The organism is Paenibacillus gansuensis (assembly GCF_042684925.1).
Classification (GTDB): Bacteria; Bacillota; Bacilli; order Paenibacillales; family DY6; genus Paenibacillus_N; species Paenibacillus_N gansuensis.
In genome coordinates, this window is sequence record NZ_JBHUME010000002.1 from 315,579 (window position 1) to 332,373 (window position 16,795).

Genomic DNA, 16,795 nt, shown 5'->3' on the forward strand with positions numbered 1-16,795 from the left:
ACCTATTTTGGGAATGATCTTATTCGAATATCTGCTCCAACGCCTCGCGCAACTCCCCGTATCGGAACGAAAAGCCCTCCCTCAGCAGCCGTTCGGGGGTAACCCAGCGGCTTTTTAGAATGAGCTCGGTTTCCGTGCGGATGAGGCGTGCTCCTGCTTCCAACAGCCAGACGGGCATGGGCAGCCCGAAACTGCGACCGCATGCGCTGCGCAGCTGCTTCATGAATTCGCGGTTCATGACCGGATGAGGTGACGCAGCGTTAAACACTCCGTCCAAATCCTCCCGCTCCCGGACATAACAGATGATCCGACACAGATCCTCGATATGGATCCAGCTGAACATCTGATTCCCCGGACCCTGTGTGCCGCCCAAGCCCAATGCCGTCAGCCTGCTCAAAGGCTTCATGACGCCGCCTCGGCCCAATACAATCGAGATCCTAAGCGCGATCTTTCTGGTATGCGGAAGCGCAAACGAGAAGAAAGCCTCCTCCCACGCCTTCGCCACACTAACGGAAAACCCGGTGCCGATCTCCCCGTTTTCCTCCGTCATGGGACGGTCTTCCGCATGCCGGTAGATGGTGGCTGTGCTCGAATTAATCCACAGCTTCGGAGGCCGCGCACACCGGAGCACAGCTTCCCCCAGCGCCCGTGTCGTATCTGTCCTCGACCGCAGAATATCCCTTTTGTTCTTATCGTTATAACGGCAGTCCACCGACTTCCCCGCTAAATTAACCAGTACATCGGCCCCGTTCAAAACTTCCGCCAGTTTCCCGTGATCATCCCAGCCGAGATCCCCTGCAGACCTGGATATCACAACCACGCTGCTTCCCTGCTCTCTGAATCTGTCCGCCAGATAGGTTCCGATAAAACCGCTCCCGCCCGCCAGTACAATTTTGCCGCTCATACTTGATCCCCGCCTTTAGCACTTGATCTGTTACCCGAATCTTCAGCTCTTGATCTTATATTCACATTGTACCCGGGTGCCTGCCGCCGCAGGAGTACTATGTTTTATAGACCTGCTGTATTTGCTGTTTCCAGCGGAGTGGAGTAGAATGATCCCTAAACGACTAAATAGCAGGTGACCTATGATTGAAGTCAAAACATCCAAATTAAGTGAAGGCGAATTTAACCGGGGAGTGTTCGCCACGCGTGACATTGCCAAGGGCGAGCTCCTTCACGTGGCTCCCGTGATCACTTACCCTAATGAGGAACACGTGCTGATTGAACATTCCTCGCTGTCCGATTACGTTTTCGAATTCGGAATTAACCACGGTGCCGTCGTTCTGGGATACGGCAGCTTATTCAACCATTCTTATACGCCAAACTGCACCTATGACCTGAATTTCGACAATCTCACCGTGGACTTCTATGCTTATACGGATATTAAAGCTGGCGACGAAATTCTGATCAATTATAACGGGGAAGTCGACAATAACGATCCTCTCTGGTTTACGGACGGCAAGGACAAAATGGACAAAAAGGAAGCCTAAGGGCTTCCTTTCTTGTATTGTTCCTATCGGTTTGCGCTCTCCTCCAGCCACAGCATAGCCGTGACCCCTCTCGGGTAATACTTGCTCCCTTTGGCAACGCCCGAAATCATCTGATCGCTCCAGCACCAGTAGGATTCTTCCGGATGAAGGAGCCAGCCGACGTGTGCGGCATCGGACCGGCGGAGCTTCTCATCGTCCTCTAAACCGAGAATTTGACGGGCTACGAACTGGCTTAAATAGATTTTGCTCAGCCAGGAGTTATTGCTGGTCGATGAAAGCTTCCATCCGCCGTCTTCGAACAGGCATACCCCTTCCTGCAGTACGGTTCGCAAATGCCTTTCCAAAACCTGCAGCAGCTCCTTGTAAGGCCCATTCTCCTCCAACACATCTTTACGCCCCGTAAAATAAGGAAAAACGAGCCCTTCTATTGCCGGGATAATCCGGGATTCATTGCCTTCCTGAATGACTGCCGGGATATATCCCTCTTCCGTAATCTGCGCAGCCAAAGTCGCAGCGGTCTTTCCAGCCTGCAGTCTGGCCTGTTCCGCCAGTTCTTTCAAACCGTTCTCGTCAAAAAGCTTCTCCAGCGCCACATAAGAGGCCCAGCATTTGCCTGCCATGTAAATATTATTACGGGACTGCCCTAACGATACATCCAGGCTATCGTATGTTGTAATTTCCGCGCCGCCCATCGTACGGGAACTGTCCAGCGCCATAACGCCGTTGCGGAGTTCCGCATCCGGATGGTCCCGTTTCAGCATGCTGTCGAAGCACGACTGCAGCAGTCCCAGCCTGCGGCCCAGCCATTCCGTATCCTTGGTCCCCTCCGCGTACACCGCCGCGCACAGCACCCAGTTCACCAATTGTTCGTGCGTCATATGGGAGAAACAGCCGTCAATGCCGTGCAGTTCATAGGAGGAGAAACCGGGACGCGAGAACACATTAGCCACGCCCATATCATGAGTGAAGCTGATCCCTCCCGGGTATAGCTGGTCCGGTGCGCCCGGGAAGAACACTTCGTCCTCGTAGCTGTACCTTTCCGCGAACAGATCGAGCTCGTTTTTAACGGTCCAGGGATTCATTTTCATTTCAAAAAACAGCTGGTCCACGGTTAAATCAAACGTATTCATCATCCGGTACTCGCCTTCGTTGACAACCCATACGGGCTCGTCGCCGTTTGCAAGAAATTGCGTACTTCCGTAATAACTCCGGATCGCATGCGCCAACATGAATGCCCGGTCTTCCGTAAGACTGGATTCCTCCAACACGCGGTCGGACGCCAGACTTGCCTCTTTGATCCGGTCAAAATTCGCTAGAGCATACGCAGCCACTTCCTCGATATTCCGGTAGAAACGGGTATAGTAATAGGTCGTTTCCAACCCGGACGTAGCGATTCCGCCCCTATAGAAGCAAATGGCGAATCTATAGGTGCGGCGCTCGCCTGCAGGCACATCCATCAAGTTTGCGGCAACGCCGCCCAGCCCGAACTTCCAGTTTTCCTTCGCTTCTGCTGTCAGCAGCGATTCCATCGAGAATCCAACGGCCGTCTCCACCCCGTTCTCTTGCACTGCAATGGCAGTAAGCGGTCCTTGCCCAACCCCTGCCACTCCTCTTCCCGACTCTTCAATTCTGCGCATTGCACTGTATGGATCTGTTCCCTGATATCCGAAAAAGGCCCTTCTGGTTTTGGACCCCTGTGAATTATCAATGGTAAGTTCGGCCAATACGGCGGGAAGAATGGCTTCCTTCAACTGCTCCGTGCTGCCTGCGGCCGGATCGGGTACGGATCGAAACGGCGAAAACACGGTAAACATCAAGTCCCCTGCTGTCCATGAATCTGTTCCTGCTCCAAAATTCCTGGAGATCTCCTCTTTAGCAAAAGGAACCACGCCCAGTCCGGCGGCCCGCCCGCCCTGCACTTTCTCTACGTCATAGCGTACAGCCTCGTCTTCCCCTGCTTCAAAAAACGGAAGAGCCTCGTAATAATTACCCTTATCGGACTCAACCCCGATATAGATATTCTGGTCGGCCGGTTTCCCCAATTCCAGGCCAAGCCCTCCCTTGGCGCCTCTATAGCCTAACGTAAAGCTGGCAAAAGCCCCAATGGGAGCATGGTGTGCATTAAAAAATATTGATTTCGGATGCATCTGGCGTTCCTCCTCCTTTTTCAGTTATGATCAACGTATCACGCTTTCGATGAGGTCAGCCATTGTCTTTTTGAACGGACTGTTACCCTTTTCGAACATCACTTCTTTTCGCTGGGAGGCAGTCATGACTGGAATGAAGGAACTAGGCAGCTTACCTGACGTCAGAATGACGCTTCATCTGATGGGACTGCATGTCCGCAGCGTTTCCAGGGGATGGACCTATCCGTCTCATGAACACACGCTATTTGAGATTCACTGGGTGATGGAGGGAGAAATGACGATGGTGGTCGATGGAAAGCCCTACCCCCAGAAGGCAGGTGACTTGCTGATAATCCGGCCCGGAATGACCCATTCGTGTATCGAATCCGGTCCCCACGGGTTTACCTATTTCTGTGTACATTTCAGCATGGACGATCATGCGTTTGCGGCTGAACTGCTGCGGCAGCGTGAGGTGTATTTCCCATCCGATTCTGCGCTTACCCCGGCTATCGTCCCTGCATTGGCTTCCTTATGCGAGTTATCGAAAAACCCTGCATCCTCTCCCTCGTCAGTGCTTCAACGCATGCGCCTTCACGCGGCAATGTTTGAGCTATTTGGCGCATTGGGTGAACAGTTGCTGCAGACGAGACAGCCGGAAACAGGGTCCACCGCCGGTGAGTTGGCGGAGCAGATCGCCTGGCATATGGAACAGGCGGTCAGGGAAACCCTGTTCCATAATGATGCTCACGAAGAGCGTACCACGCTGCATTGGATTGCCCTGTCTTTGGGCATTTCCCCGTCCAGATTAAACCGGACGTTCCGCAAAGCCTTCGGCAAGCCTCCCCGCCAATATTTGACTGAATTGGTGACTGAGGAGGCCAAGCGATTGCTGCTCCAGACCCCAATGCCGATCGACCAGATCGGTTTGATGCTGGGATACCGGACAACCGCCCATTTCAGCAGGCAGTTTAAACGCTGGGTCGGGGTGGCGCCCAGTGTGTTCCGCGGGCAGGGTAGGAGCACTGTGGAAACGTTAGATGCAGTTATTCGCCAATGAGAAAACCGGCACAAGGTGAAAGAGTTGGCGCCGTCCTTCTAGGCGTCAGTTCGTTTCATTCCGGAGAAATTTCAGAATCGGGTATAACGTGAACATTTATACTTTCTGAAATTTTGAAAAAGAGGGCTGCCTCGGCAGCCCTCTTTCTATGCAGCAATTCTCATTGCGTTTCATATGTTGTAACGAATTAAGCCTCTCCCATCATCAGCCCTTCAATCGTATGCCCCTGCACGATGACTTCCAGCTCATCGACAATGCGGCAGAGCAAACGGCTTTTCAGATCATCCGGAAGCTTCTCATAAAAAGCTTTCGTGACCTGCAGATCATGGCGCTCATGGTTGTTAGCTCCTGGAGCGTCTACGCCCAGCACCAGAACCGGTCTGGCTTTATCCGAACGGTTGGCGGTACCCCGGTGAATCGTCAGCGCAGAGCGGACAGAGATATCCCCCATTTTCGGCATCTTTTGCTCTGCCCGTTCTTCGTACCGGGAATAAAATTCTTTAGGCGGGAACATCTCATGTTCGAAGGCAGATGCATCATCCCATTGGGTTCCCGGTGCTATTTCGAATGGGCCCATATCCGGCTCTACATCCACTGTTGTCAGGTTAAAGGCAAGCGAGTTCAGCCTTCTGCCCTTCACAGTGTCCTCCGGTGCGGGAAAATCGCGGTGCCACGGTTGGTTCTCGGCGCCCGGGTTAGGCACGTCAAACCCGATTTCGACGATTTTGTAGTCCGGGCCCAGAACCGTTTCGCATACCGCTTTCACCCAAGGATGAGTAGCCAGCTCTACAAAGCCGCGGATATCTTCCGGATGAATCTCCACGTAATGGCGTTTGGGGCCGCGGCCTACGGCTCCGCCCGGTCTTTTCAAAGCTTCTTCATATAGAACTGCAATATCTTCGCCCAGTTCCTTTGCGAACTCACGGGTAAAGGCTCCTTTTAACCCTAAAATGCCGGGTCCGTACAAAGCTCCCATGATTTCTGCAGGATCATACTGCTGAGTTGGAATGGTCAGGTTTACGCTCATAAAGTCCCCTCCTGATTCGGTATACACTATGATCATACGACAGCGGTCGGCCCGAACCTACAGACATTTTGTTAGGAGTGATGGACATATTTTTTACTTTTCGGAAGAAGTCCGCCGGGAGGCATAGATCTGCAGGGCTTCCTCCAGAAAGTCTGGATCATACCCCGTTTTCTCGTGTATCTTGCTGCACCAGTATGCAACGTCCAGATTCCTGGGCTCTCTCTTTATTCCCTTATCCGTGCTTTCCGCACTTTCCCAATCGTAAAACTCCCAGTGGGCCCTTTGCCCCGCAAAAGGAACCCGGCATTCCAAAAGGGGCTTCAGGTTCCGGTTTCTCTGGCAGATTTCAGCGGCCTGCATAAATTCTTGATGAGGGACCGGCCTGAGGCTGAATGTCTGATGACTTGACTTCCCGTTTGGCCGATGATACGCAAATGTCAAATCCTCCCCCTCTACGGAAACCTGGATCTCCGCCGCAGGAAAGAAGCCCGTCATCCGTTCCGTTGTAAAATCAGGATGGGTGCTATCCACCAGTACCGGGGCCAGCCATTGGTCGCCGAGATCGCAAAAGTACCTGTGCCCGCTGTCATTGACAGCGATTACCGCTACATGAGCATCAGGCGTGAAAACAGGATATGCCTTAAGCCCTGCCTCGCTAAATTCATGCAGCAGCCACAACGATAAATCGAAACAGTTCCCGGCAATCCCATATTGCAATCGGTGTTCCCGCATCAAAGAAACTTCTCTTTGCTTGGTTTCGCCGCCGCGCTGGAAGTACCAGGCCTTCGTTAACGTTTCCATCGGAAAGTTGTCAAATTTACTCCAAATCGAGACAATATCCTGCGTGGCATGCATTCAAGTCATCTCCTTTGTTATCCGCTGAACGGGCTCCTCTGGAACTCCGCAATCGCGGCGTACTCTTCTTCGAACTTCCGGGAAAGTGAAATGTAGATCGGCAGCAGCTTCCGGTAGGCTTCCGCATGGGCCGGGATCGGCTTATGTTCGTAAGTTTCACCGACCATGCCGGACACAATGCTGAGCGTATCGGTTCTGCCGGTCGCATACAGTCCCAATACGGCTGCACCCAGACAAGAGCTTTCGTAGCTCTCCGGCACGACCACTTCCTGGCCGAATATATCGGACATCATCTGCCGCCATAGCGGGGAACGCGCGAAGCCCCCGGTCGCGTGGATCTTTTTAGGGCGGCCGATAACCTCTTCCATCGCGATCAGCACCGTGTACATGTTGAAGATGACGCCTTCCAGCACGGCCCGGATCATATGTTCTTTGCGGTGATGCATAGTTAATCCGAAAAAGGAGCCCCGGGCATTCGGATTCCACAGCGGCGCCCGCTCGCCGGTCAAATAGGGATGGAATAGCAATCCATCGGCACCTGGGCGTACCTTTTCCGCAATTTGAACGAGCAAATCGTAGGAATCGATACCGAGCCGTTTGGCGGTCTCCACTTCTGAGGCCGCAAACTCGTCGCGTGCCCACCGGAAGATGACCCCGCCATTATTCACCGGCCCTCCGATGACCCAATGTTTCTCGGTAAGAGCGTAGCAGAAGATCCGCCCTTTCGGGTCCGTCGCAGGCCGGTCCGTCACGGTGCGGATGGCGCCGCTCGTACCGATCGTAGCCGCCACCACGCCCGGCTCGATTGCGTCCACGCCAAGATTGGACAACACCCCGTCGCTTGCTCCGATGACAAAAGGCGTAGACGCGGACAGCCCCATTTCCTGTGCAAACACCGGATTTAGCCCATTCAGTACATAAGTAGTCGGAACCAGCCTGGACAACTTGCTCTCTGTGATGCCTGCCAGCTGCAGCACTTCCTCGTCCCATGCCAGTTGCTCCAAATTCATCATCCCGGTTGCAGAGGCTATGGAATAATCGACTACATATTGGTTGAACAGTTTAAACAGTACGTATTCCTTGATGGAGATAAATTTAGCTGTTTTTGCAAACAGCGCTTCCTCATCGTGGCGCAGCCACATGAGCTTGGTCAGAGGGGACATAGGGTGAATCGGAGTTCCTGTCCGCAAATAGAGCTCATGCCCGTTCATCTCCGTTTTCAATTTCTCCGACCAGCCTGCGCTCCGGTTATCCGCCCAGGTGATGCACCGTGTAAGCGGCTTGCCTTCCGCATCCACTGCTATAACGCTGTGCATAGCGGAGCTGAAAGAAGTGAAAAGCACGTTCTCCGCAAGGATTTTACTTGTACCCATGACCTGCTTCAGTGTCTTGATAACCGCTTGAAAAATCAGGTCCGGATCCTGCTCCGCCGCCACCGTGGTCGGAGTAAACAACGGATATCCCTGGTCGGCTTTGGTAACAATCGCCCCGTTCTCTTTGAATAGTACCGCCTTGGTGCTGGTTGTGCCGATATCGACTCCGATCATATACTTTTGGACACCCATATTCCCTATCTGCCTCCCTGTCCGCGTTCATTATCTTCTACATGTTTACACGCGCTGCCTGGTTTTATAATCAGAACGATAAGTGCTGTATGTATCCGTTCAAACAAAACAAGGAAAAGATGGCTCATCTTTTCCCCTGTTTTGCTATGGCAAGCTAATATGCAGTGTTTTCCTTGAATCTGCGAAATAGTCGCTGACCGTCCGCCGGATCTGTTCCCGGTCCCGGGACTCCAGCGCCTGGACAATCGTCCGGTGTTTATCGATAACCAGCTGCAGTTTCGCTTCCCCTTCGGAAAATACTTCTTTGGTTGTAATCAGCATCAGCGTAAGCACCAGATGCCGGATGCTGTTCCATAAGTGAAGGATTCTGGTATGGCCCGCCTCGGTTACGATGGCTTCGTGAAACCCGAAATCCAGTTGGGCAAACTGGACGATGTCGTCATGCTTCACCGCCAGTTCCATCTTATCGATTGCCTGTTTCAGCTGATTCAACAGTGCTTGATGGTCCCCGTCGGCAAGCCGCTGCTGTGCAAAGCTTTCGATCAGGAAGCGGACGTCATACAGCTCTTCCACATGTTCCTGGCTAAGCCCGAGCACCACAGCGCCCATGCGTTCCAGCCGGATCAGCCCTTCACTCGATAACGCCTTCAGCGCCTCTCTCACAGGCGACCTGCTTACGCCGAAATCTGCTGCAATCCGGTTTTCCGAGAGAACCTCACCCGATTTGATTCTGCCGTCGAGAATCTGCAGCCTAAGCTCGCAGGTAATCGCTTCGCCGCGGGAGACACCCTGCAGCCATGATGAAGGAAATTGTTTCATCTTTCGTACCCCTTTGCAGGTAACGGTAACACCGCCAGTATGCAATCATTTCTTCCAATTTTACCATATCGGCGGCGGAACGTTCTACAGGGGTTTCTTACTCCTATGAATCGCTGCGGACTACCGCATGGCCGCCAAACTCGTTGCGCAGTGCCGCCACCACTTTACCGTGGAACGTATCCGTCTCCAGGGAACGGTAACGCATGAGCAGAGACATGGCCATAACAGGCGTGGCCACTTCCAGATCCAGCGCCGTTTCCACTGTCCACTTGCCCTCTCCGGAACTCTGCATAACGCCTTTAATTCCATCCAGGTTCGGATCTTTCGAGAATGCAGACTCCGTAAGATCCATCAGCCAGCTGCGGATGACCGATCCGTTCGCCCAGACGCGTGCCACTTCTTCGTAATTGTAGTCGAAACCGCTTTTGGACAATACTTCAAAGCCCTCGGCGATCGCCTGCATCATGCCGTATTCGATTCCGTTATGGATCATTTTCAGGAAATGGCCGCTCCCGTTCGTACCCGCATACAGATATCCTTTGTCCACCGCGATATCCCGGAACAGAGGCTCAATGACGGGGAATGTTTCCTTGTCCCCGCCGATCATGAAGCAGCCGCCTTCCGCTGCACCCTGCGTTCCGCCGGAAGTACCCACGTCGAAGAATTTTACGCCCTTCGCACCCAGCCGCTCCGTACGCGCAGCCGATTCTTTGAAATGGGAGTTTCCTCCGTCAATCACAATATCGCCCGCTTCCAGGACCGGCAGCAAGGTATCGATGACGCTGTCCACAATTTTTCCTGCCGGAACCATGATCCACAACACACGCGGAGACGACAGCTTAGCGACCACTTCCTCAATCGTATCTGCAGGACGCGCACCTAAAGCTGCTAGCTTCCGGCCCGGCTCCGGGTTCACATCATACACCACCACATCATGTTTATGGTCAAGTAAATTTTGAACAAGATTGTATCCCATTTTTCCTAAACCAATCATACCTAACTGCATCGTAACAGCCTCCTATAAAAACATGTGTACTTGTATACAAGTTTGTTGGACTTATAATACTCCGATTTTTCTCTATTGTAAATATCTGATTTTTCAGTACCTTTTGGCACTTTATTCCACCGTTTCAGTTTCCCTCTAATTGGCTTGAATATGCATCATGCTGATGGCAAAAAGAAAACGCCTTTCGGCGTCTTAGTAGTATTTAAATAGAAAACTTACCCCTTTGTTCCCCCCTGCAGCCCGAACCCCTTAGACATAAACTGCTGCGAAAGCACGTACATGACCACCGAAGGGAGCGCATACAGCACCGAAAAAGCCGCCAAGCTGCCGTAATCGACCATCCCGTACTGCCCGAAGAACTGGTACAGTTTTAAGGAAGCCGGGAAATTCTCGGGGTTCTGCAGCAGAATATAAGGCACGAAAAAGTTCCCCCAGCTCCCCGAAAACGTGAAGATGGCGACCGTACAGATGCCGGGAATCATCAATGGAGCGACTACTTTCCGGATCCCCGCAAAAACCGAGGCGCCGTCCACCCATGCTGCTTCTTCCAGGTCGGCCGGAACGGAGTCCATGAAGTTTTTGAGCATCCAAATCCCATAAGGCATCGAAGAAGCTACGTAGAACAAAATCACGCCGCCAATCGAATCGTACAGCTTCAAGGTCAGGAACATTTGGTACACAGGCACCATGACTGCAGTGATCGGCAAGGACGTCATGAACAAAATCGTCAGCATGAAAGGCTTTTTATATCTCAATTGGTACCGGGACAGCGGATAGGCCGCCAGCAGCGCCAGCAGTACGACAAGTACCGCCTGACCTAGCGACATGACGATCCCGATCAGAAAAGCACGCTGATTGTCGGGATTGGTGATGACATCGACATAATTTCCGCCGGTGAAGCGGGAAGGAACTTTTAGCGACTGAAGCGCGTTCGCATCGACGGAAGCAACCAGCACCCACAACAGCGGCAGCAGGAAGGAGATTCCAATGAGGGTGAGGACTGCATAGGGTAGGATGCGAAATACCAGCTTTCGTTGTTTGGCATTCATAGCGACTCTCCTTGATTACGGCCTATTTCATGGAACGGATATAGAACAGGCTCAAAATAATTCCCATCACCAGCAGCACTAACGAGATCGCGGTTCCGTAACCCAGCTGATAGTTCACGAAAGCCTGATTGTACATAAAAATGGGAAGCGTGGTGGTCGATGTACCGGGGCCTCCGCCCGTCATGGCGTAAATCAGCCCGAATACCCCCAATGTCTGCAGCGTCACCAGCATCATATTCGTAGTAAATGTGTCTTTGATATACGGCAAAATGATGCGGGTTAAAATCTGCCACCTTGACGCTCCGTCGACTACGGCAGCCTCTTCGATCTCACTTGGCACATCGTCCAGCGCCGCCTGAAACACAAGCATCGAGAACGCGGTCCCATGCCAGATATTCGCCAAAATGACGGTCAGCATCGGAAGCGTATACAACCAGGCTACTTCCGTCATACCAAAGAAATGCAGAATGGCGTTCAGCGTACCATCGTCCCCAAAAAAGCTGTACAGGCACAACGCGCATACAATCTCGGGAGTCACCCAGCCGGCTAAAACAATCGTCCCGATCACACGCCGGAACGTCCGATTTTTATGCTTCATTAACAAAGCTATGAAAAACCCAAGAAACTGCTGCCCGATGACAGCGGAACCGAACAGGAAGATCAGGGTGTTCCAGATGCTGATTTTCACCGTCGGATCGCGGAACATATGTATATAGTTGTCTATCCCGACAAATTTCAGCTCTTTAGCCGATTCCCCGGTCAGAGCAAGATTTGTGAACGAATAGAAGAAAGTCAACAGAATCGGGTAGATGAAAAACACCAGCATAATCGCCGCTGAGGGAAGCAGGAAATATATCCAGCTGTACTTGCGCCGCTTGTACAATCCGTTTGCCGCTGCTGCTGTGCTCAAGCTGCTCCTCTCCTTTTCCTGCAAAATTCAGCCTGCCCAAGTCCTCCTAAGAACCGGGCCTGGGCAGGCATGCTGCCATTATTTTTCTAAGATATGATCTGCTCCGACGATTCGGGTGACATCCTGCGCATATTTCGCTGCGGCATCCGCCGGTGAGGTTCCGGAGGCGACCGACTCTACCATCGTTTGAATTTGGGTGGACACTTCCGGATATTTATCCTGTGCCGGACGGAATTCCGCATTTTGCAAATATTCGGTGGCAATCTCGTTGAACGGCAGTTTCGTATATTCCGGATCCTTCGCTACATCCGCCCGCACCGTAATGTTGCCCGAGGAGATGACCAGTTTCTTGGAGTTCTCCTTGTTCAACGCATATTTGATGAATTCGAACGCTTCGTCCTTATGCTTCGCGTTGCTCGGGACAGACAGCGCCCAGCCTCCGGCCAGCGTAATCGATCCGGGCTCCTGCCCTTTGCTGGTCGGCATAGGAGCGAAGCCTAAAACATCCTTGTATTCAGGCCAAGGCGCAGCGCCGCTTTCAAAATAGTTCCCCGTAATCCAAGAACCGTCCAGTGAAATCGCCAGCTTGCCCTGCGGCAGGTATTCGCGGGAGGAGGTATTGCCCGCCTGCCCGTTCAGCACCTTGGACAGCGGCGGTCCCAGCTTCTCTTTGTTCACGGTTTCAATGAAGGTCAGTGCGTCAAGAATACCCTGGCTCTTGGTGATCCATTTACCGCTGGCATCGTCATAAAGACGCTCCCCTGTTCCGTACAGCAGCATTTCATAGGTCTGCATCGAGGTCGCTTCCCCGGTCGCTTTGCCCATGTTCATCCAGATAGGAACCACGTCCGGTGCTTTTTCCTTAATCGTTCTTGCGGCGGCGAGCACCTCATCCCACGACTTTGGCTTCCAGTCTTCCGGCAGCCCCGCTTTTTTGAAAATGTCCTTGTTATACCACAGGCCGCGGGAATCCGTATTGTAAGGGACGCCGTATACTTTACCGTCGCTGGCCGTCACGCCTTTTTTCATTGCTTCGATAAACGAGCCGTTCGTCCAGTCCTCCCACTCCTTCAGCTTGTCATCCAGCGGCTCCAGAAAGCCCGCGCTCGCATCGGAATTCAGAATGAACGTATCCTCCGTCACGATATCCGGTGCGGTATCCTTGGATTTCAGGGCCAGTGCGATTTTGGCAAAATAATCCCCTTCCGAAGCTTGAATCGGGGTCTGCTTGACCACCACATTCTTGTCAGGGTAACTTGCTGCAACCTCTTCAATCCACTTATAAAGCGAGCCTTTTTTCCCGGCACCGTCGTCTCTATAGGTGATTGTGATCGTTGTTTTCCCTTTGGAATCCCCGTCTTCGGTTTTCGTCGTACAGCCGAATAACAAAGATGCGCAGAGAATGGCGGTCGAGAGAATGGTGACTGATTTTTTGCCGATTGACATGTCTAAGCCCTCCGTTTCTGGATTGAAAGTGAACCCTCATGTTCAGACCAATTTGTATGTATACGCTTACCATTGAGGTACTATAAACATATTTACATGCCGGCGGAATTATTCGGATTATGCGGTGGACAAACAGGAATGAGCCGTTAGGCATACTCGGCCGGGGCTTTTTTCGCACAAAAAAACACATCCTGTAAGGGATCATAGATCATGAACACCTTGACGTGATGTGACTTTGGTTATGCTGATTGGTCGGATGGATCCCTAACCAGAGTTTCCCATATTCGGGCTTTACTTGTATAATCTATGTTAAAAACCATAAGGAGATGTTCCATGTACTTCATCAATTGGCCTGCCGTCCTGTTTATGCTGATTGTTATCGGTCTTCTCGTAATTTTCGCGGTATCGTTCATAGCTTTTATTAGAAAACTGCTGGGTAATTCCACTGCCGCCCGCCATCATACCATCGAAATGAATAAGAAACTGGATTATCTCATCGAACTCGCGCAGAACAAGAAAGATTAACTTTAAGCTAGGCCATACCGCCCAGCCAGCCAATGATCAGGAGGATACAGCAAAGGACCATATGTTAATGGATTTCATTAAGGACCTCCGTATGATCATATTTAGATTTCGCCCTGATCCATAAACCTACACAACCCATAATGATGAACACAATACCGGTGCCCAGCATCCACACAAAAAGCCACCACACCTGCTCATGATCCGGCCCATTGCCTACGGGGCCTACTCTGGGCCGGTAGGCGTTCCAGTAGAATAACGCGGCCAGGACTATGCTCAAGCAGCCGATTCCAAAGTTCAGTGCCGCCCGCCATGCGCGGTATGCTGCCGGATGTTTCACCATGTTATACACATCCGTACTTAACAGCAGTAGGATAATCATTGCTGTGGAGATCATGGACTACCTCTCCTCTTCATCACTATTTTGAAGCATCCCTTTAATTTTACCTTAATTAGGATTATTTGGATACTCTTCATGAACGAAAAGGGCAGCCCACAGGTTTCAAAAACCTTCCCGGGCTGCCCTTCTATTAGATGTGAACGTCTTTTTCCGCCAGCCGATGTACACTCCGGATTCGGTAAGCCCTCCCTTTAACGGCAGTAAACCCTTCATCCAGCGGGATCATTGCGGAACCCTCCTCCAAGACAAGCCGCGATCTCGCGTAGTTCACTTTACATAATCCGCCTGCCTCTGCGTAAAGTACCGCTTCTTCCAGGTGTCCATCAATCCACTCCATATCCACCGTGAACCCTCCTCTGGACCGAAGCCCCTTTACGCTGCCCGTCGCCCACGCAGCGGGCAAAGCCGGCAAGAGCTCGATGTACCCTTGATGGCTTTGCAGCAGCATTTCAGCCATGCCCGCGGTACCGCCGAAGTTTCCGTCAATCTGGAAAGGAGGATGGGCGTCGAGCAGATTGGGATATGTAGAGCGAGCCAGCAGCGTTTGCACAAACGTGTGTGCTCGGCCGGCGTCCTTCAGTCTTGCATATAGATTGATCAGCCATGCACAGCTCCAGCCCGTATGTCCTCCGCCGTGCGAGAGCCTGCGTTCCAGCGAAGCTTCCGCCGCCGCAAGCAGCTCGGGCGTTCCGTCATGAATCAAAGTGCCGGGGTACAGACCGTACAAGTGAGATACATGACGATGCCCAGGTTCGGACTCAGGGAAATCCTCGCTCCATTCCTGAATCGTTCCGTTAGCTGCAATTCGGATGGGAGCCAGATTGCCAAGCGCCCTCTCCAACTCCCTGCGAAACTCCCCATCGGTTACAAGAATGCTGGAAGCCTCGATACAGCTCAGAAACAGGCTGCGGATCAGACTGATATCCATGGTGGATCCGGCGGATACGCTGCAAGGTTCACCCGTCTCATCCAGGAACTTGTTCTCCGGGGAAGTAGACGGGCTTGTCGTCCATTCGCCGGCCTCATTCTCCACAAGCCAATCCAGGCAGAATAAAGCCGCTTCTTTCATGGCCGGATAGGCTTTTTGTCTGAGGAATGCTTCATCCCGCCCAAAGAGATACCTCTCCCACAAGTGGGAACAAAACCAGGCTCCTGACATCGGCCAAAAAGCCCAGCTCGCATTTCCCCCTGTAGGTGTCGCCATACGCCACAAATCTACATTGTGATGAGCGGTCCAGCCTCGGGCCCCGTAATGGATCCTTGCAGCACGTGCTCCCGCCACCCGAAGCTCCTCCACCATATCGAACAGAGGTTCATGGCATTCGCTCAAATTACAGACCTCGGCGGGCCAGTAATTCATCTGCGTATTGATATTAGTCGTATAATCGCTGTTCCACGGCGGCTGCACATGAGGATTCCAAATGCCCTGCAAGTTAGCGGGCTGCGTGCCCGGACGGGAACTGGCCATCAGCAAATAGCGGCCGTATTGGAAATACAGTGCTTCCAGGGCCGGATCATTCTTATCCTGCCGATAAGCCTCCAGACGCATATCGGTTGGAAGGTCGGCCTGCGGCGAACGCCCCAACTGTAAATCTACACGCCCGAACAGAGACAGATGATCCTGTACATGCCTTTCCCGGAGCTTCTCATATCCTAGACGCCGGGCACGGTCCAAAGCACTGCGGCAATGCACCGACTGTCTTCCATCCTCTGCCGGCTGCTTGTCAAATCCAGCAAAGGCAGTGCCTGCCGCCAGATAGACTGTCGCCCAGGCAGCGTCCCGTACTTGCAGATGCTTGCCGTCCCCGCTCCGGTTCACCAAGCCGTCGGTCTCCACTATGATCCTTGCCTCGAACAATAGTCCAAGCCCTTCTTCATACAGGACCGGTTCCGGATGGTCCCCTCTATGATTGTTCGAGACCTGGCTCGGTGCCCGGCCGGTTAAAACAAGCTCATTCGTCCCTTCTGCAATAACCGAAGACCGGAGCTGCGCGGACAAACCTACATCAAACCCGATAGTCTCTCCCTCGGCGGCAGCATGCCGCACGGCCAGAACCTGATCCGGACTGCTGACGAAATACGCCGAAGTCCGGCTGCCGCCGGTACTAGCGGCTTCCACAGCAGCGATACCGGTAGAAAGATCAAGCTCACGTCGGTATCTTACCTGCTGCGAGCCCTCACCCAACCAATGAAACGTCAAATCGCCGAGCGGCAAATAAGGCTGACAGTCCACACCCAGCATCCGCTGTTCGATCCGCTTTTCCGCTTCCCGAAAGCGGCGTTCCCGAATCAAATCCCTCACGGCGGACAGGTGCCTTCTTGCTTCATAATTCATCGTATCCCGCGGAAAACCGGCCCATAATGTGTCTTCATTCAATGAGATCACTTCTGATACCGTTCCGCCGAAGACCATGCCTCCTAACCGCCCATTCCCGATAGGCAGCGCTTCTTCCCAGCGCGAAGCCGGCTGCTCATACCACAGCTTCCATTCCGCATTTCCGCCAAGTTCCGGCATGTTCGTAC

At 52.6% G+C, this 16,795-nt stretch carries 15 protein-coding genes; 3 read left to right on the forward strand and 12 right to left on the reverse strand.

Annotation, left to right across the window (positions count from 1 at the left end; all coding sequences use genetic code 11):
* Positions 1–19: 19 nt before the first annotated feature.
* On the reverse strand, positions 20–904 hold the full coding sequence (locus ACFSUF_RS01675) for a TIGR01777 family oxidoreductase (RefSeq protein ID WP_377599469.1): 885 nt from the start codon (positions 902–904) through the stop codon (positions 20–22).
* Positions 905–1,085: 181 nt separating this feature from the next.
* Here ACFSUF_RS01675 and ACFSUF_RS01680 point away from each other — a divergent pair, with 181 nt between their 5' ends.
* Complete coding sequence (locus tag ACFSUF_RS01680; protein WP_377599471.1) at positions 1,086–1,490, forward strand: SET domain-containing protein; 405 nt, start codon at positions 1,086–1,088, stop codon at positions 1,488–1,490.
* Positions 1,491–1,513: 23 nt separating this feature from the next.
* Here ACFSUF_RS01680 and ACFSUF_RS01685 read toward each other — a convergent pair whose 3' ends face one another.
* Positions 1,514–3,637 carry a glycoside hydrolase family 52 protein gene (locus tag ACFSUF_RS01685; RefSeq protein ID WP_377599473.1) on the reverse strand — a complete coding sequence of 708 codons (2,124 nt, stop codon included), beginning with the start codon at positions 3,635–3,637 and terminating at the stop codon, positions 1,514–1,516.
* Positions 3,638–3,761: 124 nt separating this feature from the next.
* On the opposite strand from ACFSUF_RS01685, the gene ACFSUF_RS01690 reads away from it, so the two are divergent.
* Positions 3,762–4,673, forward strand: coding sequence for an AraC family transcriptional regulator (locus tag ACFSUF_RS01690; RefSeq protein WP_377599475.1), 912 nt, complete (start codon positions 3,762–3,764; stop codon positions 4,671–4,673).
* Between the two features lie 187 nt (positions 4,674–4,860).
* Here ACFSUF_RS01690 and ACFSUF_RS01695 read toward each other — a convergent pair whose 3' ends face one another.
* The 8 genes from ACFSUF_RS01695 to ACFSUF_RS01730 form a co-directional block, all read right to left on the reverse strand.
* Entirely contained in the window at positions 4,861–5,700 is an 840-nt protein-coding gene (locus ACFSUF_RS01695) for a phytanoyl-CoA dioxygenase family protein (RefSeq protein ID WP_377599478.1), read from the reverse strand.
* Positions 5,701–5,793: 93 nt separating this feature from the next.
* Positions 5,794–6,555 carry a hypothetical protein gene (locus ACFSUF_RS01700; RefSeq protein WP_377599480.1) on the reverse strand — a complete coding sequence of 254 codons (762 nt, stop codon included), beginning with the start codon at positions 6,553–6,555 and terminating at the stop codon, positions 5,794–5,796.
* Positions 6,556–6,572: 17 nt separating this feature from the next.
* A complete protein-coding gene (gntK, locus tag ACFSUF_RS01705; RefSeq protein WP_377599481.1) occupies positions 6,573–8,120 on the reverse strand; it encodes a gluconokinase in 1,548 nt (515 codons plus the stop codon).
* Positions 8,121–8,264: 144 nt separating this feature from the next.
* Positions 8,265–8,939, reverse strand: a complete 675-nt coding sequence (locus ACFSUF_RS01710) for a GntR family transcriptional regulator (protein ID WP_377599483.1) — start codon at positions 8,937–8,939, stop codon at positions 8,265–8,267.
* 103 nt (positions 8,940–9,042) lie between these two features.
* Positions 9,043–9,945, reverse strand: coding sequence for a phosphogluconate dehydrogenase (NAD(+)-dependent, decarboxylating) (gene gnd, locus ACFSUF_RS01715; RefSeq protein WP_377599485.1), 903 nt, complete (start codon positions 9,943–9,945; stop codon positions 9,043–9,045).
* Between the two features lie 215 nt (positions 9,946–10,160).
* Positions 10,161–10,994, reverse strand: coding sequence for a carbohydrate ABC transporter permease (locus tag ACFSUF_RS01720; protein ID WP_377599487.1), 834 nt, complete (start codon positions 10,992–10,994; stop codon positions 10,161–10,163).
* A 22-nt stretch (positions 10,995–11,016) separates the two neighbouring features.
* Complete coding sequence (locus ACFSUF_RS01725; protein ID WP_377600213.1) at positions 11,017–11,820, reverse strand: carbohydrate ABC transporter permease; 804 nt, start codon at positions 11,818–11,820, stop codon at positions 11,017–11,019.
* Positions 11,821–11,982: 162 nt separating this feature from the next.
* The gene (locus ACFSUF_RS01730) at positions 11,983–13,350 is read right to left on the reverse strand and encodes an ABC transporter substrate-binding protein (RefSeq protein ID WP_377599489.1); all 1,368 of its coding nucleotides are present in this window, start codon (positions 13,348–13,350) and stop codon (positions 11,983–11,985) included.
* A 333-nt stretch (positions 13,351–13,683) separates the two neighbouring features.
* Here ACFSUF_RS01730 and ACFSUF_RS01735 point away from each other — a divergent pair, with 333 nt between their 5' ends.
* A complete protein-coding gene (locus tag ACFSUF_RS01735) occupies positions 13,684–13,875 on the forward strand; it encodes a DUF4083 family protein (RefSeq protein WP_377599491.1) in 192 nt (63 codons plus the stop codon).
* A 64-nt stretch (positions 13,876–13,939) separates the two neighbouring features.
* On the opposite strand, the gene ACFSUF_RS01740 is transcribed toward ACFSUF_RS01735, so the two are convergent.
* Positions 13,940–14,269 carry a hypothetical protein gene (locus ACFSUF_RS01740; protein WP_377599493.1) on the reverse strand — a complete coding sequence of 110 codons (330 nt, stop codon included), beginning with the start codon at positions 14,267–14,269 and terminating at the stop codon, positions 13,940–13,942.
* Positions 14,270–14,402: 133 nt separating this feature from the next.
* Complete coding sequence (locus tag ACFSUF_RS01745) at positions 14,403–16,787, reverse strand: glycoside hydrolase family 95 protein (protein ID WP_377599494.1); 2,385 nt, start codon at positions 16,785–16,787, stop codon at positions 14,403–14,405.
* Between the last annotated feature and the right edge of the window lie 8 nt (positions 16,788–16,795).

Excerpts from the sequence above, each read along its gene's own strand:
- ACFSUF_RS01735 (WP_377599491.1), top strand. The coding sequence starts at position 13,684 with ATGTACTTCATCAATTGGCCTGCCGTCCTGTTTATGCTGATTGTTATC.
- ACFSUF_RS01745 (WP_377599494.1), bottom strand. The coding sequence starts at position 16,787 with ATGCCGGAACTTGGCGGAAATGCGGAATGGAAGCTGTGGTATGAGCAG.
- ACFSUF_RS01675 (WP_377599469.1), bottom strand. The coding sequence starts at position 904 with ATGAGCGGCAAAATTGTACTGGCGGGCGGGAGCGGTTTTATCGGAACC.
- gnd (WP_377599485.1), bottom strand. The coding sequence starts at position 9,945 with ATGCAGTTAGGTATGATTGGTTTAGGAAAAATGGGATACAATCTTGTT.
- ACFSUF_RS01685 (WP_377599473.1), bottom strand. The coding sequence starts at position 3,637 with ATGCATCCGAAATCAATATTTTTTAATGCACACCATGCTCCCATTGGG.
- gntK (WP_377599481.1), bottom strand. The coding sequence starts at position 8,120 with ATGGGTGTCCAAAAGTATATGATCGGAGTCGATATCGGCACAACCAGC.
- ACFSUF_RS01700 (WP_377599480.1), bottom strand. The coding sequence starts at position 6,555 with ATGCATGCCACGCAGGATATTGTCTCGATTTGGAGTAAATTTGACAAC.
- ACFSUF_RS01725 (WP_377600213.1), bottom strand. The coding sequence starts at position 11,820 with ATGCTGGTGTTTTTCATCTACCCGATTCTGTTGACTTTCTTCTATTCG.
- ACFSUF_RS01690 (WP_377599475.1), top strand. The coding sequence starts at position 3,762 with ATGACTGGAATGAAGGAACTAGGCAGCTTACCTGACGTCAGAATGACG.
- ACFSUF_RS01680 (WP_377599471.1), top strand. The coding sequence starts at position 1,086 with ATGATTGAAGTCAAAACATCCAAATTAAGTGAAGGCGAATTTAACCGG.
- ACFSUF_RS01720 (WP_377599487.1), bottom strand. The coding sequence starts at position 10,994 with ATGAATGCCAAACAACGAAAGCTGGTATTTCGCATCCTACCCTATGCA.
- ACFSUF_RS01710 (WP_377599483.1), bottom strand. The coding sequence starts at position 8,939 with ATGAAACAATTTCCTTCATCATGGCTGCAGGGTGTCTCCCGCGGCGAA.
- ACFSUF_RS01730 (WP_377599489.1), bottom strand. The coding sequence starts at position 13,350 with ATGTCAATCGGCAAAAAATCAGTCACCATTCTCTCGACCGCCATTCTC.
- ACFSUF_RS01740 (WP_377599493.1), bottom strand. The coding sequence starts at position 14,269 with ATGATCTCCACAGCAATGATTATCCTACTGCTGTTAAGTACGGATGTG.
- ACFSUF_RS01695 (WP_377599478.1), bottom strand. The coding sequence starts at position 5,700 with ATGAGCGTAAACCTGACCATTCCAACTCAGCAGTATGATCCTGCAGAA.